Below are 19,237 nucleotides of genomic sequence, written 5' to 3'. Positions count from 1 at the left end.
CAGGCTAAAACGCCCTGAAGTGCCACGTTCTTCCCTGTGGCACGGATGTGTGTCTGATGTTGCGGGCATCACGGAGGACGCCCTCAACAGGTCTGGTTCGCCGCCGGCCGGTCGGTCAGCCGGTCAGTCGGCGGCAGTGGCGGGCACCGGGACTTCGACAGTCCCTCCGGGCCCGCAGTCATGCACGACGCGCTCTCCGCCCGCGTCGCGGGGCTCCGCGTCCAGCCGCTGTTCCCTCAGCTCCTCGATGGCCGTCTCGAAGTCCTCGAGCGAGTCGAAGGCCCGGTACACGGACGCGAAGCGCAGGTAGGCGACGAGGTCGAGCTCCTGCAGCGGACCCAGTATGGCAAGGCCCACGTCGTGAGTCGTCAGCTCGGCACTCCCGGTGGCGCGGACCGCTTCCTCGACCCGCTGGCCGAGCAGAGCGAGCGCGTCCTCGGTCACCGGCCGCCCTTGGCACGCCTTACGGACACCATTGATGACCTTGGTGCGGCTGAAGGGCTCGGTCACGCCGCTGCGCTTGACCACCATCAGTGAACACGTCTCCACCGTCGTGAAGCGACGGGAGCAGTCGGGGCACTGACGGCGCCTGCGGATCGACGTACCGTCGTCGGTGGTGCGGCTGTCGACGACACGGCTGTCGGGGTGCCTGCAGAAGGGGCAGTGCATGGAACTCCCAACCCTCCTTCACGGCACGACTCATAAGCTTCAACGGACCCTGGGGGCCCTCGAAGCAGCCCCAAGCATAGGCGATCCCTGAGCCCCTGAAAGACCAGGGACCACAACTTCTGGGCTGCTGTCGCAATCCAACCACTAGATCTGGGGTCTGGCCGCATTTTCGGCGCTGCGCGTGTCGCGTCGCCCCAGGCGCGAGCAGCGAAAACACAGCCGTCGGTCGCGCCGCTCGGGACGGGGGGCCGGTGCCGGGCCGAAGGGGCGCCGGGTGGCAATATGGGGGCTCACCGAGGAGCTCTCGGTCCCAGCGGTGAAGCGTACCGGATTGCACCGAATTGTCGTTCGGCTCCTGCGTCAGCCATACACCCAAACACATGATCACGGTAGGTAATCGCCGGTTTTTCACTCGAACGTGTGTTTGGCGCAACCTTTCGAAAGCAACTACCGTTGGCTAGCTAGGGAGAGAACATCTCGAGAGGGGCCGACCGACGTGACCACCACCGCAGACAGCGCCAGCATCACTGCCCACGACCGTTCCCAGAGCCGACTCGAGCCGGTGCATGCCATGAATGACGCAGCCACGAACCAGGAGGGGCCCACGCCCACCCGCTCCCTGCCGGGCCGACCTCCAGGCATCCGCGCCGACAGTTCGGGACTCACCGACCGGCAACGCCGAGTGATCGAGGTCATCAGGGACTCCGTGCAGCGGCGCGGCTACCCGCCGTCGATGCGGGAGATCGGTCAGGCCGTCGGCCTGTCCAGCACCTCCTCCGTCGCCCACCAGCTGATGGCGCTGGAGCGCAAGGGCTTCCTCCGCCGCGACCCGCACCGCCCGCGCGCCTACGAGGTACGGGGCTCGGACCAGCCGAGCAGCCAGCCGACCGACACCACCGGCAAGCCCGCCGCCTCGTACGTCCCGCTCGTGGGCCGCATCGCGGCCGGTGGCCCGATCCTCGCGGAGGAGTCGGTGGAGGACGTCTTCCCTCTCCCCCGGCAGCTCGTGGGCGACGGCGAGCTCTTCGTCCTGAAGGTCGTCGGCGATTCGATGATCGAGGCCGCGATCTGTGACGGCGACTGGGTGACGGTCCGCCGTCAGCCCGTCGCTGAGAACGGCGACATCGTGGCCGCCATGCTGGACGGTGAAGCGACCGTCAAGCGCTTCAAGCGCGAGGACGGCCACGTCTGGCTGCTCCCGCACAACTCCGCGTACCAGCCGATCCCCGGCGACGAGGCGACGATCCTCGGCAAGGTCGTGGCAGTGCTGCGACGCGTGTGAAGCTCAGCCCCTGACCGGGCCCCGGGACCAACTGCGCCGGTTCCGGGGCCCTGCTGTGTCCGGCCCCCTGCGCTTGCGCGGAACCCGGGCCGGAGCCAAGCACCAGGCCGGACCCGAGCAGCGGCCACCCTTCGCCAAGGCCCATGAGAGGTCTCAGCCCTCGTCGGCAGCCTTGCTCTCGTCGGCAGCCTTGCCCTCGGCGGTCTTCGCCGCGGCATCGATCGCGGCCAGCGAGCGGCGGGCCTGATTGCGGTCCGTCGTGTACCAAAAGTCGGGCAGCGAAGCCCGCAGATAACTGCCGTAGCGCGCCGTGGCCAGCCGGGGGTCCAGGACGGCCACCACACCGCGGTCACCGGACGCCCGTACGAGACGCCCCGCACCCTGCGCCATCAGCAGGGCCGCGTGAGTCGCCGCGACGGCCATGAAACCGTTGCCACCGGCCTCGTCCACCGCTTTCTGGCGGGCGCTCATCAGCGGATCGTCGGGACGCGGGAACGGGATCTTGTCCATGATCACCAGCTGGCAGCTGGGGCCCGGCACATCGACGCCCTGCCAGAGCGAGAGCGTCCCGAAGAGACACGTCCGCGAGTCCGCGGCGAAGCCCTTGATCAGCTCGCCCAGGGTCTCCTCGCCCTGCAGCAGGATCGGCACGTCCAGGCGCTCCCGCAGCTCCTCCGCCGCGCCCTGAGCGGCGCGCATGGAGGAGAACAGGCCGAGCGTGCGCCCGCCGGCTGCCTCGATCAGCTCGGCCAGTTCATCGAGCATGTCGCTGCGGGTGCCCTCGCGTCCCGGACGGGCCAGGTGCTTGGCGACGTACAGGATGCCCTGCTTGCCGTAGTCGAACGGCGAGCCGACATCGAGGCCCTTCCAGACCGGGGCGTCCTCCGACTCCGTGCCCTCCGGAGCCAGGCCGAGCGAGGCACCCACTCCGTTGAAGTCACCGCCGAGCTTGAGCGTCGCGGAGGTGAGGACCACCGAGCGGTCGGAGAAGAGCTTCTCCCTGAGGAGTCCCGACACGGACATGGGGGCCACCCGCAGGGAGGCACCGAAGCGTTCGTGCCGCTCGTACCAGACGACGTCCCACTCGGAACCGTTGGTGATGCGCTCCGCCACGTCGTGGATCGACTCCACGGAGGCGAGCGCCTGCTTACGGACCGCGTCCTCGTCCTGGACCGACTTGTCCCGGGTCGAGCCGAGCGCCGAGATGACCGTACGGGCGGCGTCGCGCAGGGCCATCAGCGCGTACCCGAGGTCCTCGGGGATCTCTTCCAGACGGCCCGGCAGGGCCAGCTCCATCAGCCGCTCGAAGCCTTCCGAGGCGGTCTGGAGCTGGTCCGCCGCCTTTTCGTTGACGAGCTTGGCCACCCGGCGCACGGCGCGGCTCACCTGCCCCGGGGTGAGCTCTCCCGTGGCCACGCCGGTGACGCGGGACACCAGCTCGTGCGCCTCGTCCACGATCAGCACCTCGTGCTGGGGCAGGACGGGCGCGCCCTCGATGGCGTCGATGGCGAGCAGCGCGTGGTTCGTGACGACGACGTCGGAGAGCTTGGCGCGCTCGCGGGCCGCCTCGGCGAAGCACTCCGCCCCATAGGCGCACTTCGTAGCGCCCAGGCACTCCCTGGAGGAGACGGATACCTGGGACCAGGCACGGTCCGACACGCCCGGGGTGAGGTCGTCGCGGTCGCCGGTCTCGGTCTCGTCCGCCCAGTCCCGCATCCGCAGCAGGTCCTGGCCCAGCTTGCTGGTGGGAGCGGCAGCCTCGAACTGGTCGAAGAGCCCCTCCTCCTCGTCCTGCGGCATGCCCTCGTGGAGGCGGTGCAGGCACAGGTAGTTCGAGCGGCCCTTGAGCATCGCGAACTGGGGTCGGCGGCGCAGCAGCGGATGCAGCGCGTCCACCGTGCGCGGCAGGTCCCGCTCCACGAGCTGGCGCTGCAGGGCGAGGGTGGCCGTCGCGATCACCACGCGCTCTCCGTGTGCCAGGGCCGGCACCAGATAGCCGAGGGATTTGCCCGTGCCGGTGCCGGCCTGGACCAGCAGGTGGGAGCCGTCGTCGATCACCTCGGCGACGGTCTCGGCCATGGACACCTGGCCAGGGCGTTCCGTGCCGCCGACAGCGGTGACGGCGGCGTGCAGGAGCTCGGGGAGGGAGGGCTTCGTCATAGCGCGACCACCCTACGGTGCCCCACTGACAATCCCGCGATCACGGCTGATGGAGGGGGTTGGGAACCGTCCCGTGGACAGCTGCGTGCGGGCGCTGGGCGCGGTCGCGGTAGCCGTCCAGATGGAGGCGGTTCCGGTTGAGGCACAGGCGCTCGATACGGGGCGTGAGCAGGTCGAACATCTCGTACCGCTCCTTCAGCTCCGGGGTGTGTGCCTGGTAGCGGAGGATCTCGGCACGCACCGCCGCCCAGAAGTCGGCCTCGGCGACGTCCAGTTGTTCCTCGCACAACGGCGCGAGATAGCGGAAGACGCCCACGAAGAGACCCGAGTGGATGAACTGCGTGAGGAAGCCGGGGGGCTCGGTGAGGAGCACCTCGCGTACGGCCCCGGGCATGGTGTCCTGCTCAGGCAGCGGCACGGAGCTCACGTTGACGTCGTCCACGAAGTCCTTCACCGCGAGCCGGACGGGCACGTCCTTGTCGTCGAAGACCACGATCGTGTTCTCCCCGTGAGGGGAGAACACCGTGCCGTAGCGGTACAGGAAGTGCAGCAGGGGCGGCATCAGGGCGGCGAAGAGCCTGCGCAGCCATACCTCGGGGGTCAGGCCGGAGCGTTCCACGAGTTCCGCGACGAAGGCGCGGCCGTCGGGGTCGGTGTGGGTGAGCGAGGCGAGGGTGCGGGCGCGTTCGCCGGGCGCGAGGTACCGGCCGAGCGGCTCGCGCCAGATCGCACCGAGCAGTTCCCTGTACTGATACGGGACTTCGGGGAGCCCGTCGTACACCGGATGCTCGACAGCCACCGACGCCACTTCCCCGAGCAGGATCACTCCGCACTCGTCACGCAGGAAGGGGTCGGCGTCGCGCAAAGCGTGCATCCATGCCGTGACCGCGGGGGCCGCGACGGTGCGGCCCGTCGGGAGGCCGCGCCACACAAGGGTGTTGAGGACCGACAGGGGGAGCTTGACGGTATGCCGGTCGGGACGGGAGACGTTGAGGAACGTACGGATGGACTGCTGAGGCAGGCGCAGGTCGCCGTCGCTGCGGAGCGGAACGATGGCATCCGCGGCGACGGACGGCGCGAAGAGCGGCAGCACGATCTCGTCCCACTGCCAGGGGTGCACGGGGAGGTAGAGGTACTCACGCGGGTCAAGGCCGCGTGCCCGGAGTAAGTCCGCGAATGATTCCCGGGTCTCGGCGGCGAGCTCGCGGGCGTAGAGCTGCTGGGCCGTGCCGAGGCCCGCGACGCCTCGGTACACGGCGAGGCTGGTGTGGACGGCGATCCACGGGAGCGAAGTGGAACGGCGGGCTTCGGGTGCCCATCGGTCTATGTCACCCGCTGAAAAGCCGATGCGTCCTTTGTTCAGAACGATCCAGGGGTGGCCGGTCTGGTGCCCTTCGAGCTCCGCGTAGCCGAGGTCGGCGAGTCGGGCGGCGCTCAGCGCCGTGTGGTCGATCCGGGTGTCGGCACTCAGCGTGACGGTGAGCTCGCGGATGAGGTGGCCGAGCGTGGCGCCGTCCAGGCCCAGGGTCTTCCGGGCCAGGACGAGAAAACGGACGGGGTCGCTGAAGGGGGCGGGCGGACCATCGCCCTCAGTGAGGGCCAGCCCGGCCGGGACCACGTACCAGCTGCCGTACGAGCCTCGGCGGGCCCGGAAGGTGAGGCAGGCGTCCTGTTGCCCGGAGGGCGTGGCGGCTCCGTCCGGCTCAGCCTGTTCGAGGCGGAGCCGGTAGGTGTCCGGCGCCTCGTCTGCTGCCGGTTCCGGCTCGATGACCTCCTCGTACGCGAACTCTCCGATCATCTTGGCCAGCAGGCGGCAGCCGGCCTCCCGCCATCTGCGCCGGGTCAGCTCGGGCGGGTCGTGGAGCTCTGCGGCAGGGAGGGGGATCTGGCCTGCGGACGGATTCGGCACGGGGACTCCTCAGTGAGGGAACCGGATCGGGTCGAGCGGAGTTACTAAGAGTGACGAGGTCAGAGCACGGCGCGCAGGGCCCGGTCACGGACCATGAGAGCCGCTCGCTTGCCGGGCAGATCCACTTCGGCGGAGAAGCGGAAGCCGGCGCTCAGGAATGCGGATACGGAGGGGGTGTTGCGCAGGTCGGGTTCTGCTACGACGCGTGCGCAGGCGGGCCGGTGGTCGAGCACCAGGTCCGCGACGGCTCTCAGCAGCGAAGTGCCGAGGCCACGGCCACGGTTGGCGACGCCGCCGATCAGGAGGTGGAGTCCGGTGTCGTGCGGGCGAGAGGGGTAGTGGCGGGCCAGGGGGTCGAGGTCCGCGCGGTAGAGCTCCCAATAGCTCATCGGCGTGCCTTCCAGCACGCCCAGGCAGGGGACGCTGCGCCCGTCTCCGTCGAGCTGGTGGCGCAGATGGGTCTCCGTGACGTCTTCGGGTCCGGCCAGTTCCCAGAAGGCCGCCACGGCCGGGTCGTTCATCCAGCGGCTGATGAGCGAGAGGTCGCGTTCCAGCCGCACGGGTACGAGTTGGAAGACACCGGCGTCGGTGGTGGTGGGCCCCCATCCTCCGACGCCGTCCAAGAGATCGTCGGCCGCCTCGGCTGCTCCCCGGTCACCGTCGGCCAGCAGGGCGACGAGCTCGTCGGGCAGGCGCAGGTCGAGGGTGTCCGCACAGTCGCCGCCGCCGGCGGCGGGGTCGGTCCCGGCGTCGGTGCTCGCATCGGTGGGAGTCACGGCGTCGCTCCTGTCAGAAGGGATGGGTCATGTTCCTCAGGAATGAAGGGGGTTGGAGATGGTGACGTAGACGGACTGGGTGTCGACCGGGCCGACGAGCTCGTCGAGACCGTGCAGCCGTGTCAGCAGGTTGGCCTTGCACCGCAGCTCGGGAGAGTCGAGCAGCAGCGCGGGAAGGGGGGTGCGCAGCCGCTCCCGCCCCGTCGCGACATCGCCGAGGAAGCGGCGGAAGGCGGCCAGCAGCAGCCGTTCGTCCGCGAGCCGTTCGGCGCCGATGGCTCCGATGAGGCCGAGGACGTTGTTGATGCCGAGGTAGTAGGCGAAGCGCTCGTCCGTCACCTCGTCGGAGACGAATGTGTCGCTGTCGCGGCCGATGCCGGGGAGGCGTCGGTCGAGTTCGGCGCGGCGGGATGCACGGAAGTAGTAGCCCTGGTTGTCGCGGTAGCGGCCGCCGACGGGCCAGCCTTCCGGGTCGAGCACGAGGAGCGTGTTCTGCTGGTGCGCTTCGAGGGCGACACCTGCCTCGCTGTCGAGCCAGAGCACGGGTCGTACCACGGTTTCGAGGTAGCGCAGGAACCACTCGGTCGCGACAGCGCCTCGCGGGCGCCCTGTTCGACCGGCGAGCCGGGTGACGATCTCGCCGAGCCGGGAGCGCATCACGTGGCGCTCCCGGCACGCGGGCAGTGCTGACGGCCGGGGCGATACGAGTCCGGCGATGCACGTGGCGTCGTCGCCGGGACCGAAGGGGTTGTGCCGGATCATGACGTCGAGCCCGGGGACGGGCGCGCCGTCGAAGCCGGTGACGGCGAGCCAGGCGGGGTCGCGGACCACGTCGAAGCAGGGGTGGACCGACTGCCACTCCTCGGCGAGGCCACTGCGCAGCAGCCGGTGGACCTCGACGCCGCGGTGGAGTTCTTTGCGGAGGTTCTCACGACGGGAGTTGGTGATGCGCAGGCCGAGCGAGAGCTTCAGCATGGCGGCCGCGTCGGAGCGGTAGAGGGTGCGTACGGAGGAGGTGGGGTGCCAGGGAGCGCCGTGGGGTCCGAGGTCCTGGAGGAGCCCGGCGTCGAGCAGGGCGGCGGCGGCGGGGCGGTGCCGGAGTTCGCGGATCTGCCATGGGTGCACGGGCAGGGCCGCGCGGCCGTCGGGCAGTGGCAGGTCCGGGCCCGCGAGGCGGGCGGTGAGCTGGTCGGCGGGGACCGTGCGTCCGCGTTCGGTCCAGGCCGAGTCGGAGGCGAGCACGGAGCGATCGACGGCCAGCCAGTGCAGCGCGAAGGCGCCGCGCATCTCCGGTGAGTAGAGGCGGGATTCGCTGTCGGACAGACCCTCGCGGCTCTTGGGGGTCGGGTGCAGGGGGTGACCGAGGAGCAGGGACTGTTCGGCGGCCAGGAAGAGGTCCGGCTCGTCGTCGGGCCGGTCGCGGCGGTCGGCGATGAATTCGGCCGTGCGCCGGACCGAGTCGGCGACCCGGCCGACCAGGTCCGCGCCGTCCACGGGGTCAGCTTCTTCAGCCACATCACTGGAGCCGGTTGAGGCTGTTGGGTCACCGGGGCTGACCGAGGCGTCTGTCTCTCCACCCATCGGTCCCCGCTGATCAGCAGGGTCGGTTGGACCGGCCGGACCGGCCGGATCCGAGGGCGACGGACCCGTGGCGCCGCGGGCGGTCTCCCGGCTGAGCAGGGCGGCGACGGTGACGGCGTCCACGGGCGGGGCGCTCGCCGGGCCGTCCTCCAGGTAGGGGAGGCTGAAGCGGTGCCAGCCGGTGGCCGACCAGTAGTGGACGGGGACGAGCAGGGCCGTTCCACTGGCCTGGAGGGGGACGCGCAGGACTCCGCGTTCCGGGGCGGGGAGGTTGTTCTCCCTGACCCAGCAGCGCAGGAGGTTCTCGACGGCGGCGGCCTGCGCGGCGGTGTGCGGGTCGGGGTGTTCCAGCAGGTCGGTGGAGGTGCCGCGCAGGCGCTCGGCCTCCTGGCCGCCACCCTTCTGCCGGGGGACCGTACCGGACTCCGCCACCAGTGAGGTGTGCGCGCCGCACGCGTCCGGGGCGTGGGGGTGGGGGCGGCCTTCGGATGCGGGGGTGGCGTTCAAGAGGACTTCCTTGTGAGGTTGTTCGGGGCTCCGTGTGTCGACAGGTACGGCGCACACCCGGGGTTCATGTCCGCCGGGTGCGCCCGGGTCCGTCTTGGCTATCCGTGGTGGGTACGCGCCGCGGTGGCCAGCGCGTCGGCCAGGCGGTCGAGGACCGCGGCGGCCTGTTCGTCGGTGATGGTGAGCGGAGGGAGGAGTCGTACGACGCTGGAGTGGCGGCCGCCGAGTTCGACGATCAGGCCACGGCGCAGGCACTCCCGCTGGACGGCCGCGGCGAGTTCGGGTGCCGGTGGGTGGGGCCGCGCGGTGACCGGGAGGTCGTCCGACGGCGTGGCAAGCTGGTCGGGTGCCATGTCGGTGAGCGTGGTGGTCTTCGGGTGCGCCGAGGCGGTCGGTGAACCCGCCGCCGGGTTCCGGTCCCTGTCCGAAGCCGGGTCCCGGTCCCTGTCCGAAGCCGGGTCCGGCTCCCGCTCCGAGGCCGGGTCCACCAGTTCCACCCCGATCATCAATCCCCTGCCACGGACTTCGCCGATGCAGGGGTGGTCGGCGGCCAGCGAGCGCAGTTGGGCGAGCATGCGGGCGCCGAGGGTGGCGGCGCGTTCGGCGAGGCCGTTCTCACGGACGTACGCGAGGGTGGCGGCGCCCGCGGCCATGGCGAGTTGGTTGCCGCGGAAGGTGCCCGCGTGCGCTCCGGGGGGCCAGACGTCGAGGTCGTCGCGGTAGACCACGACGGCCAGGGGGAGGCTGCCGCCGATCGCCTTCGAGAGCACCATCACGTCGGGGACGACACCACTGTGCTCGACGGCCCAGAAGGCGCCGGTGCGGCCGACGCCCGTCTGGACCTCGTCCGCGATGAGCGGGATGCCGCGTGCGGCGGTGATCCCGCGCATCCTGCGCAGCCAGGCGTCGGGGGCCGGAAAGACCCCGCCCTCGCCCTGCACCGGTTCGAGGATCATGCCGGCCGGTGCCGGTACGCCCGACTTGGTGTCGTCCAGGAGGCTCTCGGTCCACCGAGCGGACAGTTCTGCGCCGCGCGCGCCGCCGAGACCGAAGGGGCACCGGTAGTCCTGCGGGTAGGGCAGGCGCGCGACCCGTACGTCGCGTGCGCCGCCGGACACCGCGAGAGCTCCGGCCGTCATGCCGTGGTAGGCGCCGGTGAACGCGAGCACGCCGTCGCGGCCGGTGGCCGAGCGGACCAGTTTCAGCGCGGCCTCCACCGCGTCCGTTCCGGCGGGGCCGCAGAACTGGATCCGTGCGCGGTCCGCCAGACCGCGCGGCAGCGTGTGGAACAGCTCGGTGGTGAAGGCGTCCTTGACGGGGGTGGCCAGGTCGAGGACGTGCAGGGGCGCCCCGGAGTCGAGGACCTTCCTGATCGCTTCGAGCACCACGGGGTGGTTGTGACCGAGGGCAAGGGTCCCCGCGCCCGAGAGGCAGTCGAGGTAGCGGCTTCCGTCGGCGCCTTCGATCGTCAGGCCGCGGGCCCGGACCGGCACGATCGGCAGGGCTCGCGCGTAGGTGCGCGCCGCCGATTCACGCGCCGCCTGGCGTCGCAGGATCCCCTCGTGAACTGCGGGGTCGGCCGCGGTGCGCGAGGCCGGGGCAGCCGCCGCATCGGCTTCGGCCGGCACCGCACCCTCGGATGCGGCGGGCTGCCGCGCCGGCTCCGGTGCGGGCTGCGACGGGGGTTTCGGCACGGAACGTTGTGCGGACACTGCCGCGGGCGCAGGCTCGGTCACGGCCACGACTGCTGGTCCTCCCGCTGTGGGACGAGCGCGTCCGTCAGGTGCTGCTCCGGAGAGCCCCATGTGGGCGGTCGCGCGGGCGAGTTGGGCAGGGGGATGAACGCAGGACGCGACTCCCCCGTACGTACCAACGACGAGGGCGCCGGAGGATCACGGGTCAACGGAAGATCCTTGCCGTGACGGAACCGTTGCCCTTCCGTCGGCCGTCCCCAACGGCACCGGCATAGTGTGGGGGCCGTTCATCAGCGACAGGTGCACCGCTCCCCCGAGCAAATCGGAGCAAATCCAGCGAAGGGGTGCCGCACCGGTGGCAACGGGTGCCTCTTACCCGGATGTCCAGCACTTTGGAACGATTTCGAGGCCCAGGGGGATTCTCACCATGCGACCCATACGTCCGCTCTTCACCGTTCGCAATAGGAGGAGCGCGCGCACCAGAACGTCCCCCGTGGCGGCCGCTGTCGCGCTCGGCGCGGCACTCGCACTGACCGCCACGGCCTGCGGCCCCAGCGAGGACAACGCCGGCGGGGACTCGTCCTCGTCGCAGCCGGGCGACAGCAACGGCAACGACAAGTTCAAGATCCCGGACGATCTCAAGGACAAGCTCAAGGACCACGGGTTCGACCTGGACGACTGGAAGAACGGCGCCTGGAAGAACTGGGACAAGGACGACTGGCTGCGCGAGGCGGGCGACTTCGTCAACCCGATCATCAAGGACCTCTGGGACCCGGAGCGGATGCGGGACACGGACAAGAACCCCGACCGGAGCGTCGACGACAACGACATCTCCGGTGATCAGGGCGTCACGGACCCGACCCCCAAGCCCGTCGAGGCGGCGGCCGTGAAGGCGCCGTACCACAGCCAGGCTCCCGCCTCGGGCAAGCTGTTCTTCGACAGCCCCAAGGGTTCGATGGTCTGCTCCGCCACCGTCGTGAAGGACCCGGCTCACCCCGGCAAGTCCAACATGGTGTGGACCGCGGGCCACTGCGTGCACGCCGGTGCCGAGGGCGGCTGGTACCGCAACATGATCTTCGTCCCCTCGTACAACGACAGCGGCAAGTCGACCGAGGAGCTGCAGAACGCCCCCAAGGAAGAGGTCGCTCCGTACGGTGTCTGGTGGGGCGACTGGGCGCAGACCTCCGACCAGTGGATCGAGCAGGGCGGTCCGACGGGCGGCAAGGGCGCGCCGTACGACTTCGCGGTCATGCACGTGAAGCCCGAGAAGGGCAGCGAGGGCAAGTCGCTGGAGGAGACCGTCGGTTCGGCGCTCCCGGTGGACTTCAACGCCCCGTCCGTGCCGCAGATCAAGGACATGACGGCGACCGGCTACCCGGCCGCTCCGCCCTTCGACGGCCAGAAGCTGTTCCAGTGCGCCGACAAGCCGGGCCGCCTCTCGCTCAGCAAGCCGGACCCGACGATGTACCGCATCGGCTGCACCATGACCGGCGGTTCGTCCGGCGGCGGCTGGGTCGCCCAGGGCCAGGACGGCAAGCCCGCACTGGTCTCGAACACCTCCATCGGCCCGGTGTCCGCGGGCTGGCTGGCCGGTCCGCGCTTCGGCAAGGAGGCCAAGGGGATCTACAGCGCGGTGAGCAAGAAGTTCGCCGGGCGGTAGGGCGTTTCGGGCGGCGGGCGCCGTGAACCTTCACGACCCCGCCGCCGTTCGTCCCCCACCTCACGGGCATAGTGGGGTGTTGTGTCAACGCGGGGTTTCCACGGTTCCTCCCGCGTCGATACGTGACACGTACATGGCAAAGACACGTTCCAACGGGGGTACACGCACCATGCGTTCCACTCGCGCGCCTTTCGCGCGCAGCCGCGGGCGGCGGGTCGCACTCGCCGCCACCGGCCTCGCAGCGACCCTTGCGCTCACCGCCACGGCCTGCGGCCCGAGCGACGACAAGGCGAGCGACAAGTCGGGCAACAGCGCGTCCCAGGGTTCCGAAGGCTCCAGCTCCGGTTCCGACTCCAAGCTGCCCGGCGGCCTCGCCGACAAGCTCAAGGAGAAGGGCATCGACCTGGACGACTGGAAGGGCGGCGCCTGGAAGAACTGGGACAAGGACGACTGGGTCCGCGAGGCCAAGGACTTCGCCAACCCCGTCATCGCGGGGCTCTGGAAGCCCGAGCGGATGAAGAACGCCAAGGACCCGAACAAGACGATCGCCGCGAAGGACGCGAGCGCCGGTCAGGGCGCGACCGACCCGGAGCCGGCGCCCGTCCGGGCCAAGCCGGAGACCACGCCGTACCACGAGCACGCCGCCCCGGTCGGCAAGATCTTCTTCGACTCCCCCGAGGGTTCGATGGTCTGCTCCGGCACCGTCGTGAAGGACCCGCACAACCCCGGCAAGTCCAACCTCGTGTGGACCGCGGGCCACTGCGTGCACGCCGGTAAGAACGGCGGCTGGTACCGCAACATCGCGTTCGTCCCCTCCTACAACGACCTGGGCAAGTCCGAGGCCCAGCTGCGCAACGCGGCTCCGCAGGAGATCGCCCCCTACGGCCAGTACTGGGCGGACTGGGTCTCGACCTCCAACGAGTGGATCGACGGGGGCGGTCCGACGGGCGGCTCGGGTGCGACGTACGACTACGCCGTCATGCACGTGAAGCCGGAACAGGGGGGCAAGTCCCTGGAGGAGACCGTCGGCAACGCGCTCGACGTCGACTTCTCGGCCCCGTCCACGCAGAGCGTGAGCTCGATGGGCGCCTGGGGCTACCCTGCCGCCCCGCCGTACAACGGCCTGATGATGCACCGGTGCGTCGACAAGCCGGGCCGTCTCTCGCTGTCGCCGTCCCTGCCCACGATGTACCGCATCGGCTGCACCATGACCGGCGGTTCCTCCGGTGGCGGCTGGTTCCGCGTGGCGGGCGGCAAGACGAAGCTCGTGTCGAACACCTCGATCGGCCCGGCCGAGAACACCTGGCTGGCCGGACCGCAGCTGGGCCGGGGCGCCCAGCAGGTCTACGACATGATGAGCAAGAAGTACGGCTCGCAGTAACCCGCGCGCCCGTACGGCACGGCGAAGGCCCGCCCCCTGGGAAAGGGGGCGGGCCTTCGCCGTGTGCTGGGCGGACCGCCGGGTGGCGCCGCGGCTCAGCGCGTGGCCGGCACGTACGGCGCGAGTTCCGCCGCGAGTTCCTCGTGCACCTGCGCCTTGAGCAGGGTGCCCTCGGCCGTGTGCTCCTCGGAGAGCACCTCGCCCTCGGCGTGCGCCCGCGAGATGAGCTGCCCGTGCGTGTACGGAATGAGGGCCTCGATCTCGACCTCCGGCCGCGGCAGTTCGGTGTCGATGAGCCCGAGCAGCTCGTCGATACCGGCGCCGCTGCGCGCGGAGACCGCGATCGCGTGCTTCTCGTTGCGCAGGAGGCGCTGGAGGACCAGGGGGTCCGCCGCGTCCGCCTTGTTGATCACCACGATCTCGGGCACGTCGGTGGCGCCCACGTCGCGGATCACCTCGCGCACCGCGGCCAACTGCTCCTCCGGCACCGGGTGCGAGCCGTCGACCACGTGCAGGATCAGGTCGGAGTCACCGACCTCCTCCATGGTGGAGCGGAACGCCTCGACAAGGTGGTGCGGCAGGTGCCGCACGAACCCGACGGTGTCGGCCAGGGTGTAGACCCGGCCGCTCGGCGTCTCGGCCCGGCGCACGGTGGGGTCGAGGGTGGCGAACAGGGAGTTCTCCACCAGGACGCCCGCGCCCGTGAGGCGGTTGAGCAGGGAGGACTTGCCCGCGTTCGTGTATCCGGCGATCGCGACCGAGGGCACCTTGTTGCGTCGGCGCTCCTGCCGCTTGATGTCGCGGCCCGTCTTCATCTCCGCGATCTCCCGGCGCATCTTCGCCATCTTCTCGCGAATCCGTCGCCGGTCCGTCTCGATCTTGGTCTCACCGGGTCCACGGGTGGCCATGCCACCACCGCCGCCGCCACCCATCTGACGGGAGAGCGACTGACCCCAGCCACGGAGCCTCGGCAGCATGTACTGCATCTGCGCGAGAGCCACCTGCGCCTTGCCCTCCCGGGACTTGGCGTGCTGGGCGAAGATGTCGAGGATCAGGGCGGTCCTGTCGACCACCTTGACCTTGACGACGTCTTCGAGGTGGATCAGCTGGCCGGGGCTCAGCTCACCGTCGCAGACGACGGTGTCGGCGCCGGTCTCGAGCACGATGTCGCGCAGCTCAAGGGCCTTGCCGGAGCCGATGTACGTCGCCGGGTCGGGCTTGTCGCGGCGCTGGACGAGGCCGTCGAGCACGAGCGCGCCCGCCGTCTCGGCCAGGGCGGCCAGCTCGGCGAGGGAGTTCTCCGCATCCTGGACCGTTCCCGAAGTCCACACGCCGACGAGCACCACACGCTCCAGACGGAGCTGTCGGTACTCGACTTCGGTGACGTCCTCGAGCTCGGTGGAGAGACCCGCGACACGGCGCAGGGCCGCACGCTCGGAGCGGTCGAACTGATCGCCGTCCCGGTCTCCGTCGATCTCGTGGCTCCAGGCGACGTCCTCTTCCATCAGGGCATCGGCCCGAAGACCTTCGGGGTAGTTCTGCGCGAAGCTCTGTGCGTCCTGGGAAGGGGAAGAAGAGGAGGTCATTGGGTCCTTACGTCGATACGTCGGTGGAATGGGCGACGGATGCGGGACCCGTCACAGTCGACAACGCCCGAGGTCTTCCGGAGATTCCCGGAGCCCGCCGGATCCGGCCCTGAGATGTCCCCGAGGGGATGTCCCGGACGGACCGCGCCGTCGACCTGAAGATGGTTGCACGACACGGCCCGTCTCGTCATCCGGGTTATTTCGCGGGCTTCCAGTCCGGGTGCCCCGGCATGGGCGGCGTCTTCTTCCCGTAGAGCCAGCCGTCGAAGAATCCGCCCAGGTCGCGCCCTGCGGCCAGGGAGGCGAGCCGCACGAAGTCGGCGGTCGAGACGTTGCCGTCGCGGTGCAGACGGACCCACTCCCGCTCCACGCGGTCGAAGGCTTCCTGCCCGATCTCCTGGCGCAGGGCGTAGAGCACCAGCGCACTGCCGTCGTAGACGACGGGACGGAAGATGCTGATCTTCTCACCGGGCGCGGGCGCCTTCGGCTTGGCCGGGGGCCCGCCGGTCGCGCGCCAGCTGTCCGACTGCTGGTAGGCGGCCCGCATCCGGGCGGTCAGCGACTTCTCCGCCTTCTCCTCGGCGAAGAGGGCCTCGTACCAGGTGGCGTGGCCCTCGTTGAGCCACAGGTCCGACCAGTTCCGCGGGCTGACGCTGTCGCCGAACCACTGGTGCGCGAGCTCGTGCACCATGATCGCTTCGACGTACCACTCCGGGATCTCGGAGCGCGTGAAGAGCTCTCTCTCGAAGAGAGAGAGCGTCTGCGTCTCCAGTTCGAAGCCGGTCCGCGCGTGGGCGATCAGGACGCCGTACACCTCGAAGGGATAGCGGCCGACCTTCTTCTCCATCCAGTCGATCTGACCGGGGGTCTTCTTCAGCCAGCGCTCAAGGACCTTGCGGTCCTTGGTGGGCACCACGTCCCGTACCGGCAGGCCGTGCGGCCCCTCCCGGTGCAGCACGGTGGAGCGGCCGATCGACACCTGGGCCAGCTCGGTCGCCATCGGGTGGTGGGTGCGGTAGACCCTGGTGGTGGTCCCGCCCTGCCGGCTCGCGGTCACCGGAAGGCCGTTGGCGACGGCGGTGAGCCCTTCCGGAGCGGTGATCCGGAACGTGAACTCGGCCTTGTCCGCAGGGTGGTCGTTGCACGGAAAGACCAGGTGGGCGGCGTCGGCCTGGTTGGCCATGGCCAGTCCGTCGCCGGTGCGCAGCCAGCCGCCTTCGCCCTTCTTCGTGGGCATGGGGTCGCTGGTGTGCCGGACGGTGATCCGCAGCGGGTCGTCGGGTTCGACCGGCACGGACGGCGTGACGACCAGGTCCTCGCCGCTGCTCTCGAAGCGTGCGCGCTCACCGTTCACGTCGACGGAGCGCACCTTGCCGTGGGCGAAGTCGAGATTGATGTGTTCCAGGAGTGCGGTGGTCCGGGCGTCGATCTTGGTGACGGCTTCCAACGGCTTGCTGTTGTCGCCGCGGTAGGTGAGGTCGATGTCGTACGAGGCCACGTCGTACCCGGGGTTGCCCAGGTGGGGGAAGAGCGGGTCGCCGATGCCGAGCGGGGCGACCGGTGACGGCGCGCTCGCCGCGACGAGGGCGGCGGAGGCGGTCGCCGCGAGCAGGGCGGCCGCGATGCGGGGGGTGCGGAGGGCCTTCGGCCGGGAGGCCGCGGTCCGGGGGGTGAGCAGCATGAACTACCGCTATCAGCGTGCGTCTTCCCGCACGTGACGACGCGCGATGAGCCACCCGAACGAGTCGCCGCAGGGCTCAGCCGACGGGCCGGGAGGGATGTGTCCCGGGGTGAGAGGGGGGCCGTTCAGTGGGCGGCGGCGGCCGGATGCTGGGCGCGATTGACGTCGTACACCCCGGGGACGGCGCGCATCGCCCGCATCAGGCCCGGCAGGTGTCCCGCGTCCGGGAGTTGGAGCGTGTACGTGTGGCGCACGCGCTGTTGGGTCGGCGGCTCGACGGTGGCCGAAATGATCGCCACGCCTTCGAGGGCGATCGCCTCGGTGAGGTCGGCGAGCAGATGGGCGCGGCCGAACGATTCGGCGATCAGAGTGACCCGGCACTCGGCGGTGTCCCCCCAGCGCACGCCGACCTCCGGCCGCCCCACCTCTTTCATCCGCTCGACAGCCGGACAGCCCACCCGGTGGACGGTCACGACGCCGCCTCGTACGGCGAAGGCGGTCACGTCGTCGGGCGGCACCGGCGTGCAGCAGCCCGCGAGGCGCACGCTCGCACCCTCGCGGTCCACGACGGCGTTCGCCGCGGCGGGCCGCAGCGCTTCGGAGGTGTCCGGCTTCGGCACGGTCGCGGGCGCCTGCTGGGGCGGCCGCTGCCCGGACGGCGTCGGCGCGGGCGCCACGGGAGCCGGATGGGTGGTGAGCCAGCGCCGGATCGCGATGCGCGCTGCAGGGGTGCGGGCGTGGTCCAGCCACTCGCGTGAGGGGCCGGAGGTGTGGTCCTGGCCCATGAGCAGCTGCACCGTGTCGCCGTCCCGCAGGACCGTGCTGAGCGTCGCGAGGCGGCCGTTGACGCGCGCGCCGATGCAGGCGTGCGCGTCCTCGCCGTACTGGGTGTAGGCGGCGTCCACACAGCTGGCGCCGGCGGGCAGGCCGAGCGTGCCGCCGTCGGGCCGGAAGACGGCGATCTCGCGGTCCTGGGCGAGGTCCTCCCGCAGCGTCGACCAGAACGTGTCCGGGTCGGGGGCCGCCTCCTGCCAGTCGAGGAGCCGGGAGAGCCAGCCCGGCCTCGTCGGGTCCACCCGCTCGTCGTCGGCGCTCTCGGAGGGCTCCTCCGAAGGAGGAGCGTAGGGATTGCGCAGCGCGACCACGCCCGCCTCGGCGACCTGGTGCATCTGATGCGTACGGATGAGGACTTCGGCAACCTCGCCGTCGGCGCGGGTCACGGCCGTGTGCAGCGATTGGTAGAGGTTGAACTTCGGTACGGCGATGAAGTCCTTGAACTCCGAGACGACCGGCGTGAAGCAGGTGTGCAGCTCCCCCAGGACGCCGTAACAGTCCGCGTCCTCGTTGACGAGCACGAGGAGACGGCCGAAGTCGGAGGCCCGCAGTTCGCCGCGCTTGCGGTGCACGCGGTGGACGGAGACGGAGTGCCGCGGCCTGATGAGGACCTCGGCGGTGATGCCCGCGTCGCGCAGCACGCCGCGCACCTCGTCCGCGATGTTCCCGAGGGGATCGCCCGGGCTCTCCGCGTCGGCAGCGATCATGGCCTTGACCTGGGCGCACTCCTCCGGGTGGAGGATCGCGAAGACGAGGTCCTCCAGCTCGGTCTTGAGCGCCTGCACACCGAGGCGCTCGGCGAGCGGAATGAGGACGTCCCTGGTCACCTTGGCGATGCGTGCCTGTTTCTCGGGACGCATGACACCGAGGGTGCGCATGTTGTGCAGCCGGTCGGCGAGCTTGATCGACATCACGCGTACGTCGTTGCCGGTGGCGACGAGCATCTTGCGGAACGTCTCCGGCTCCGCGGCCGCTCCGTAGTCGACCTTCTCCAGCTTGGTGACGCCGTCGACCAGGTAGCAGACGTCGTCGCCGAACTCGGCCCGCACCTGGTCGAGGGTGACGTCCGTGTCCTCGACGGTGTCGTGCAGCAGGGAGGCGGTCAAGGTGGTGATCTCCGCGCCGAGTTGGGCGAGGATCAGGGTCACCGCGAGCGGATGCGTGATGTACGGCTCGCCGCTCTTGCGCATCTGACCGCGGTGCGAGGACTCGGCGAGGACGTACGCGCGGCGCAGCGGTTCGAGATCGGCGTCCGGATAGTGGGCCCGGTGGGCCTCCGCCACATGGCCGATCGCGTCGGGGAGACGGTCCCGGGTGCCGGAGCCGAGCAGGGCCGCACGGCCGAGCCTGCGCAGGTCGAGACGGGCGCGGCCGCGCCTGCGCTGGACCCCGGACGTCGCGGGGCCGGGCGTGGCTGGGTTCGTGGCCTCCGCACTCATGAGCACCTCCGGCTGCTTCGACCGGCGGTGAGCGGACGGCGGCATACTCCGTCCGGGCCGGTGCTTGATGCTACCGAG

General features: G+C 70.6%; 12 protein-coding genes. 3 read left to right on the top strand and 9 right to left on the bottom strand.

Going from position 1 to position 19,237, the window contains the following annotated elements:
* Positions 1-123: 123 nt before the first annotated feature.
* Positions 124-669: a transcriptional regulator NrdR gene (gene nrdR, locus ACZ69I_RS18400; RefSeq protein ID WP_470833251.1), complete on the bottom strand. Its 546-nt coding sequence runs from the start codon at positions 667-669 to the stop codon at positions 124-126.
* Between the two features lie 496 nt (positions 670-1,165).
* Between nrdR and lexA the strand changes: the two genes are divergently transcribed.
* Complete coding sequence (lexA, locus tag ACZ69I_RS18395) at positions 1,166-1,951, top strand: transcriptional repressor LexA (RefSeq protein WP_361730695.1); 786 nt, start codon at positions 1,166-1,168, stop codon at positions 1,949-1,951.
* Between the two features lie 153 nt (positions 1,952-2,104).
* On the opposite strand, the gene ACZ69I_RS18390 is transcribed toward lexA, so the two are convergent.
* The 5 genes from ACZ69I_RS18390 to ACZ69I_RS18370 form a co-directional block, all read right to left on the bottom strand.
* Complete coding sequence (locus tag ACZ69I_RS18390) at positions 2,105-4,111, bottom strand: ATP-dependent DNA helicase (protein ID WP_470833249.1); 2,007 nt, start codon at positions 4,109-4,111, stop codon at positions 2,105-2,107.
* Between the two features lie 40 nt (positions 4,112-4,151).
* Positions 4,152-6,020 carry an IucA/IucC family protein gene (locus tag ACZ69I_RS18385; protein WP_470833247.1) on the bottom strand — a complete coding sequence of 623 codons (1,869 nt, stop codon included), beginning with the start codon at positions 6,018-6,020 and terminating at the stop codon, positions 4,152-4,154.
* Positions 6,021-6,079: 59 nt separating this feature from the next.
* Positions 6,080-6,796, bottom strand: a complete 717-nt coding sequence (locus ACZ69I_RS18380) for a GNAT family N-acetyltransferase (protein ID WP_467676874.1) — start codon at positions 6,794-6,796, stop codon at positions 6,080-6,082.
* 36 nt (positions 6,797-6,832) lie between these two features.
* Positions 6,833-8,884 (bottom strand): IucA/IucC family protein, encoded by a 2,052-nt coding sequence (locus ACZ69I_RS18375; RefSeq protein ID WP_470833245.1) that lies wholly within the window; start codon positions 8,882-8,884, stop codon positions 6,833-6,835.
* Positions 8,885-8,982: 98 nt separating this feature from the next.
* Positions 8,983-10,626, bottom strand: coding sequence for a diaminobutyrate--2-oxoglutarate transaminase family protein (locus ACZ69I_RS18370; RefSeq protein ID WP_470833243.1), 1,644 nt, complete (start codon positions 10,624-10,626; stop codon positions 8,983-8,985).
* A gap of 379 nt (positions 10,627-11,005) precedes the next feature.
* Between ACZ69I_RS18370 and ACZ69I_RS18365 the strand changes: the two genes are divergently transcribed.
* Entirely contained in the window at positions 11,006-12,238 is a 1,233-nt protein-coding gene (locus tag ACZ69I_RS18365; RefSeq protein WP_470833242.1) for a trypsin-like serine peptidase, read from the top strand.
* Between the two features lie 169 nt (positions 12,239-12,407).
* Positions 12,408-13,619, top strand: a complete 1,212-nt coding sequence (locus ACZ69I_RS18360) for a trypsin-like serine peptidase (protein ID WP_470833240.1) — start codon at positions 12,408-12,410, stop codon at positions 13,617-13,619.
* 95 nt (positions 13,620-13,714) lie between these two features.
* On the opposite strand, the gene hflX is transcribed toward ACZ69I_RS18360, so the two are convergent.
* The 3 genes from hflX to ACZ69I_RS18345 all read right to left on the bottom strand — a co-directional run bounded on the left by hflX (position 13,715) and on the right by ACZ69I_RS18345 (position 19,159).
* A complete protein-coding gene (gene hflX / locus ACZ69I_RS18355) occupies positions 13,715-15,205 on the bottom strand; it encodes a GTPase HflX (RefSeq protein ID WP_467676884.1) in 1,491 nt (496 codons plus the stop codon).
* Between the two features lie 196 nt (positions 15,206-15,401).
* Complete coding sequence (locus ACZ69I_RS18350; RefSeq protein ID WP_470833239.1) at positions 15,402-16,886, bottom strand: M1 family metallopeptidase; 1,485 nt, start codon at positions 16,884-16,886, stop codon at positions 15,402-15,404.
* A gap of 125 nt (positions 16,887-17,011) precedes the next feature.
* Complete coding sequence (locus ACZ69I_RS18345; RefSeq protein WP_470833237.1) at positions 17,012-19,159, bottom strand: RelA/SpoT family protein; 2,148 nt, start codon at positions 19,157-19,159, stop codon at positions 17,012-17,014.
* Positions 19,160-19,237 lie beyond the last annotated feature (78 nt).

Source organism: Streptomyces sp. NPDC036815, assembly GCF_055609205.1.
This window is presented reverse-complemented; position numbering and strand designations above follow the sequence as displayed.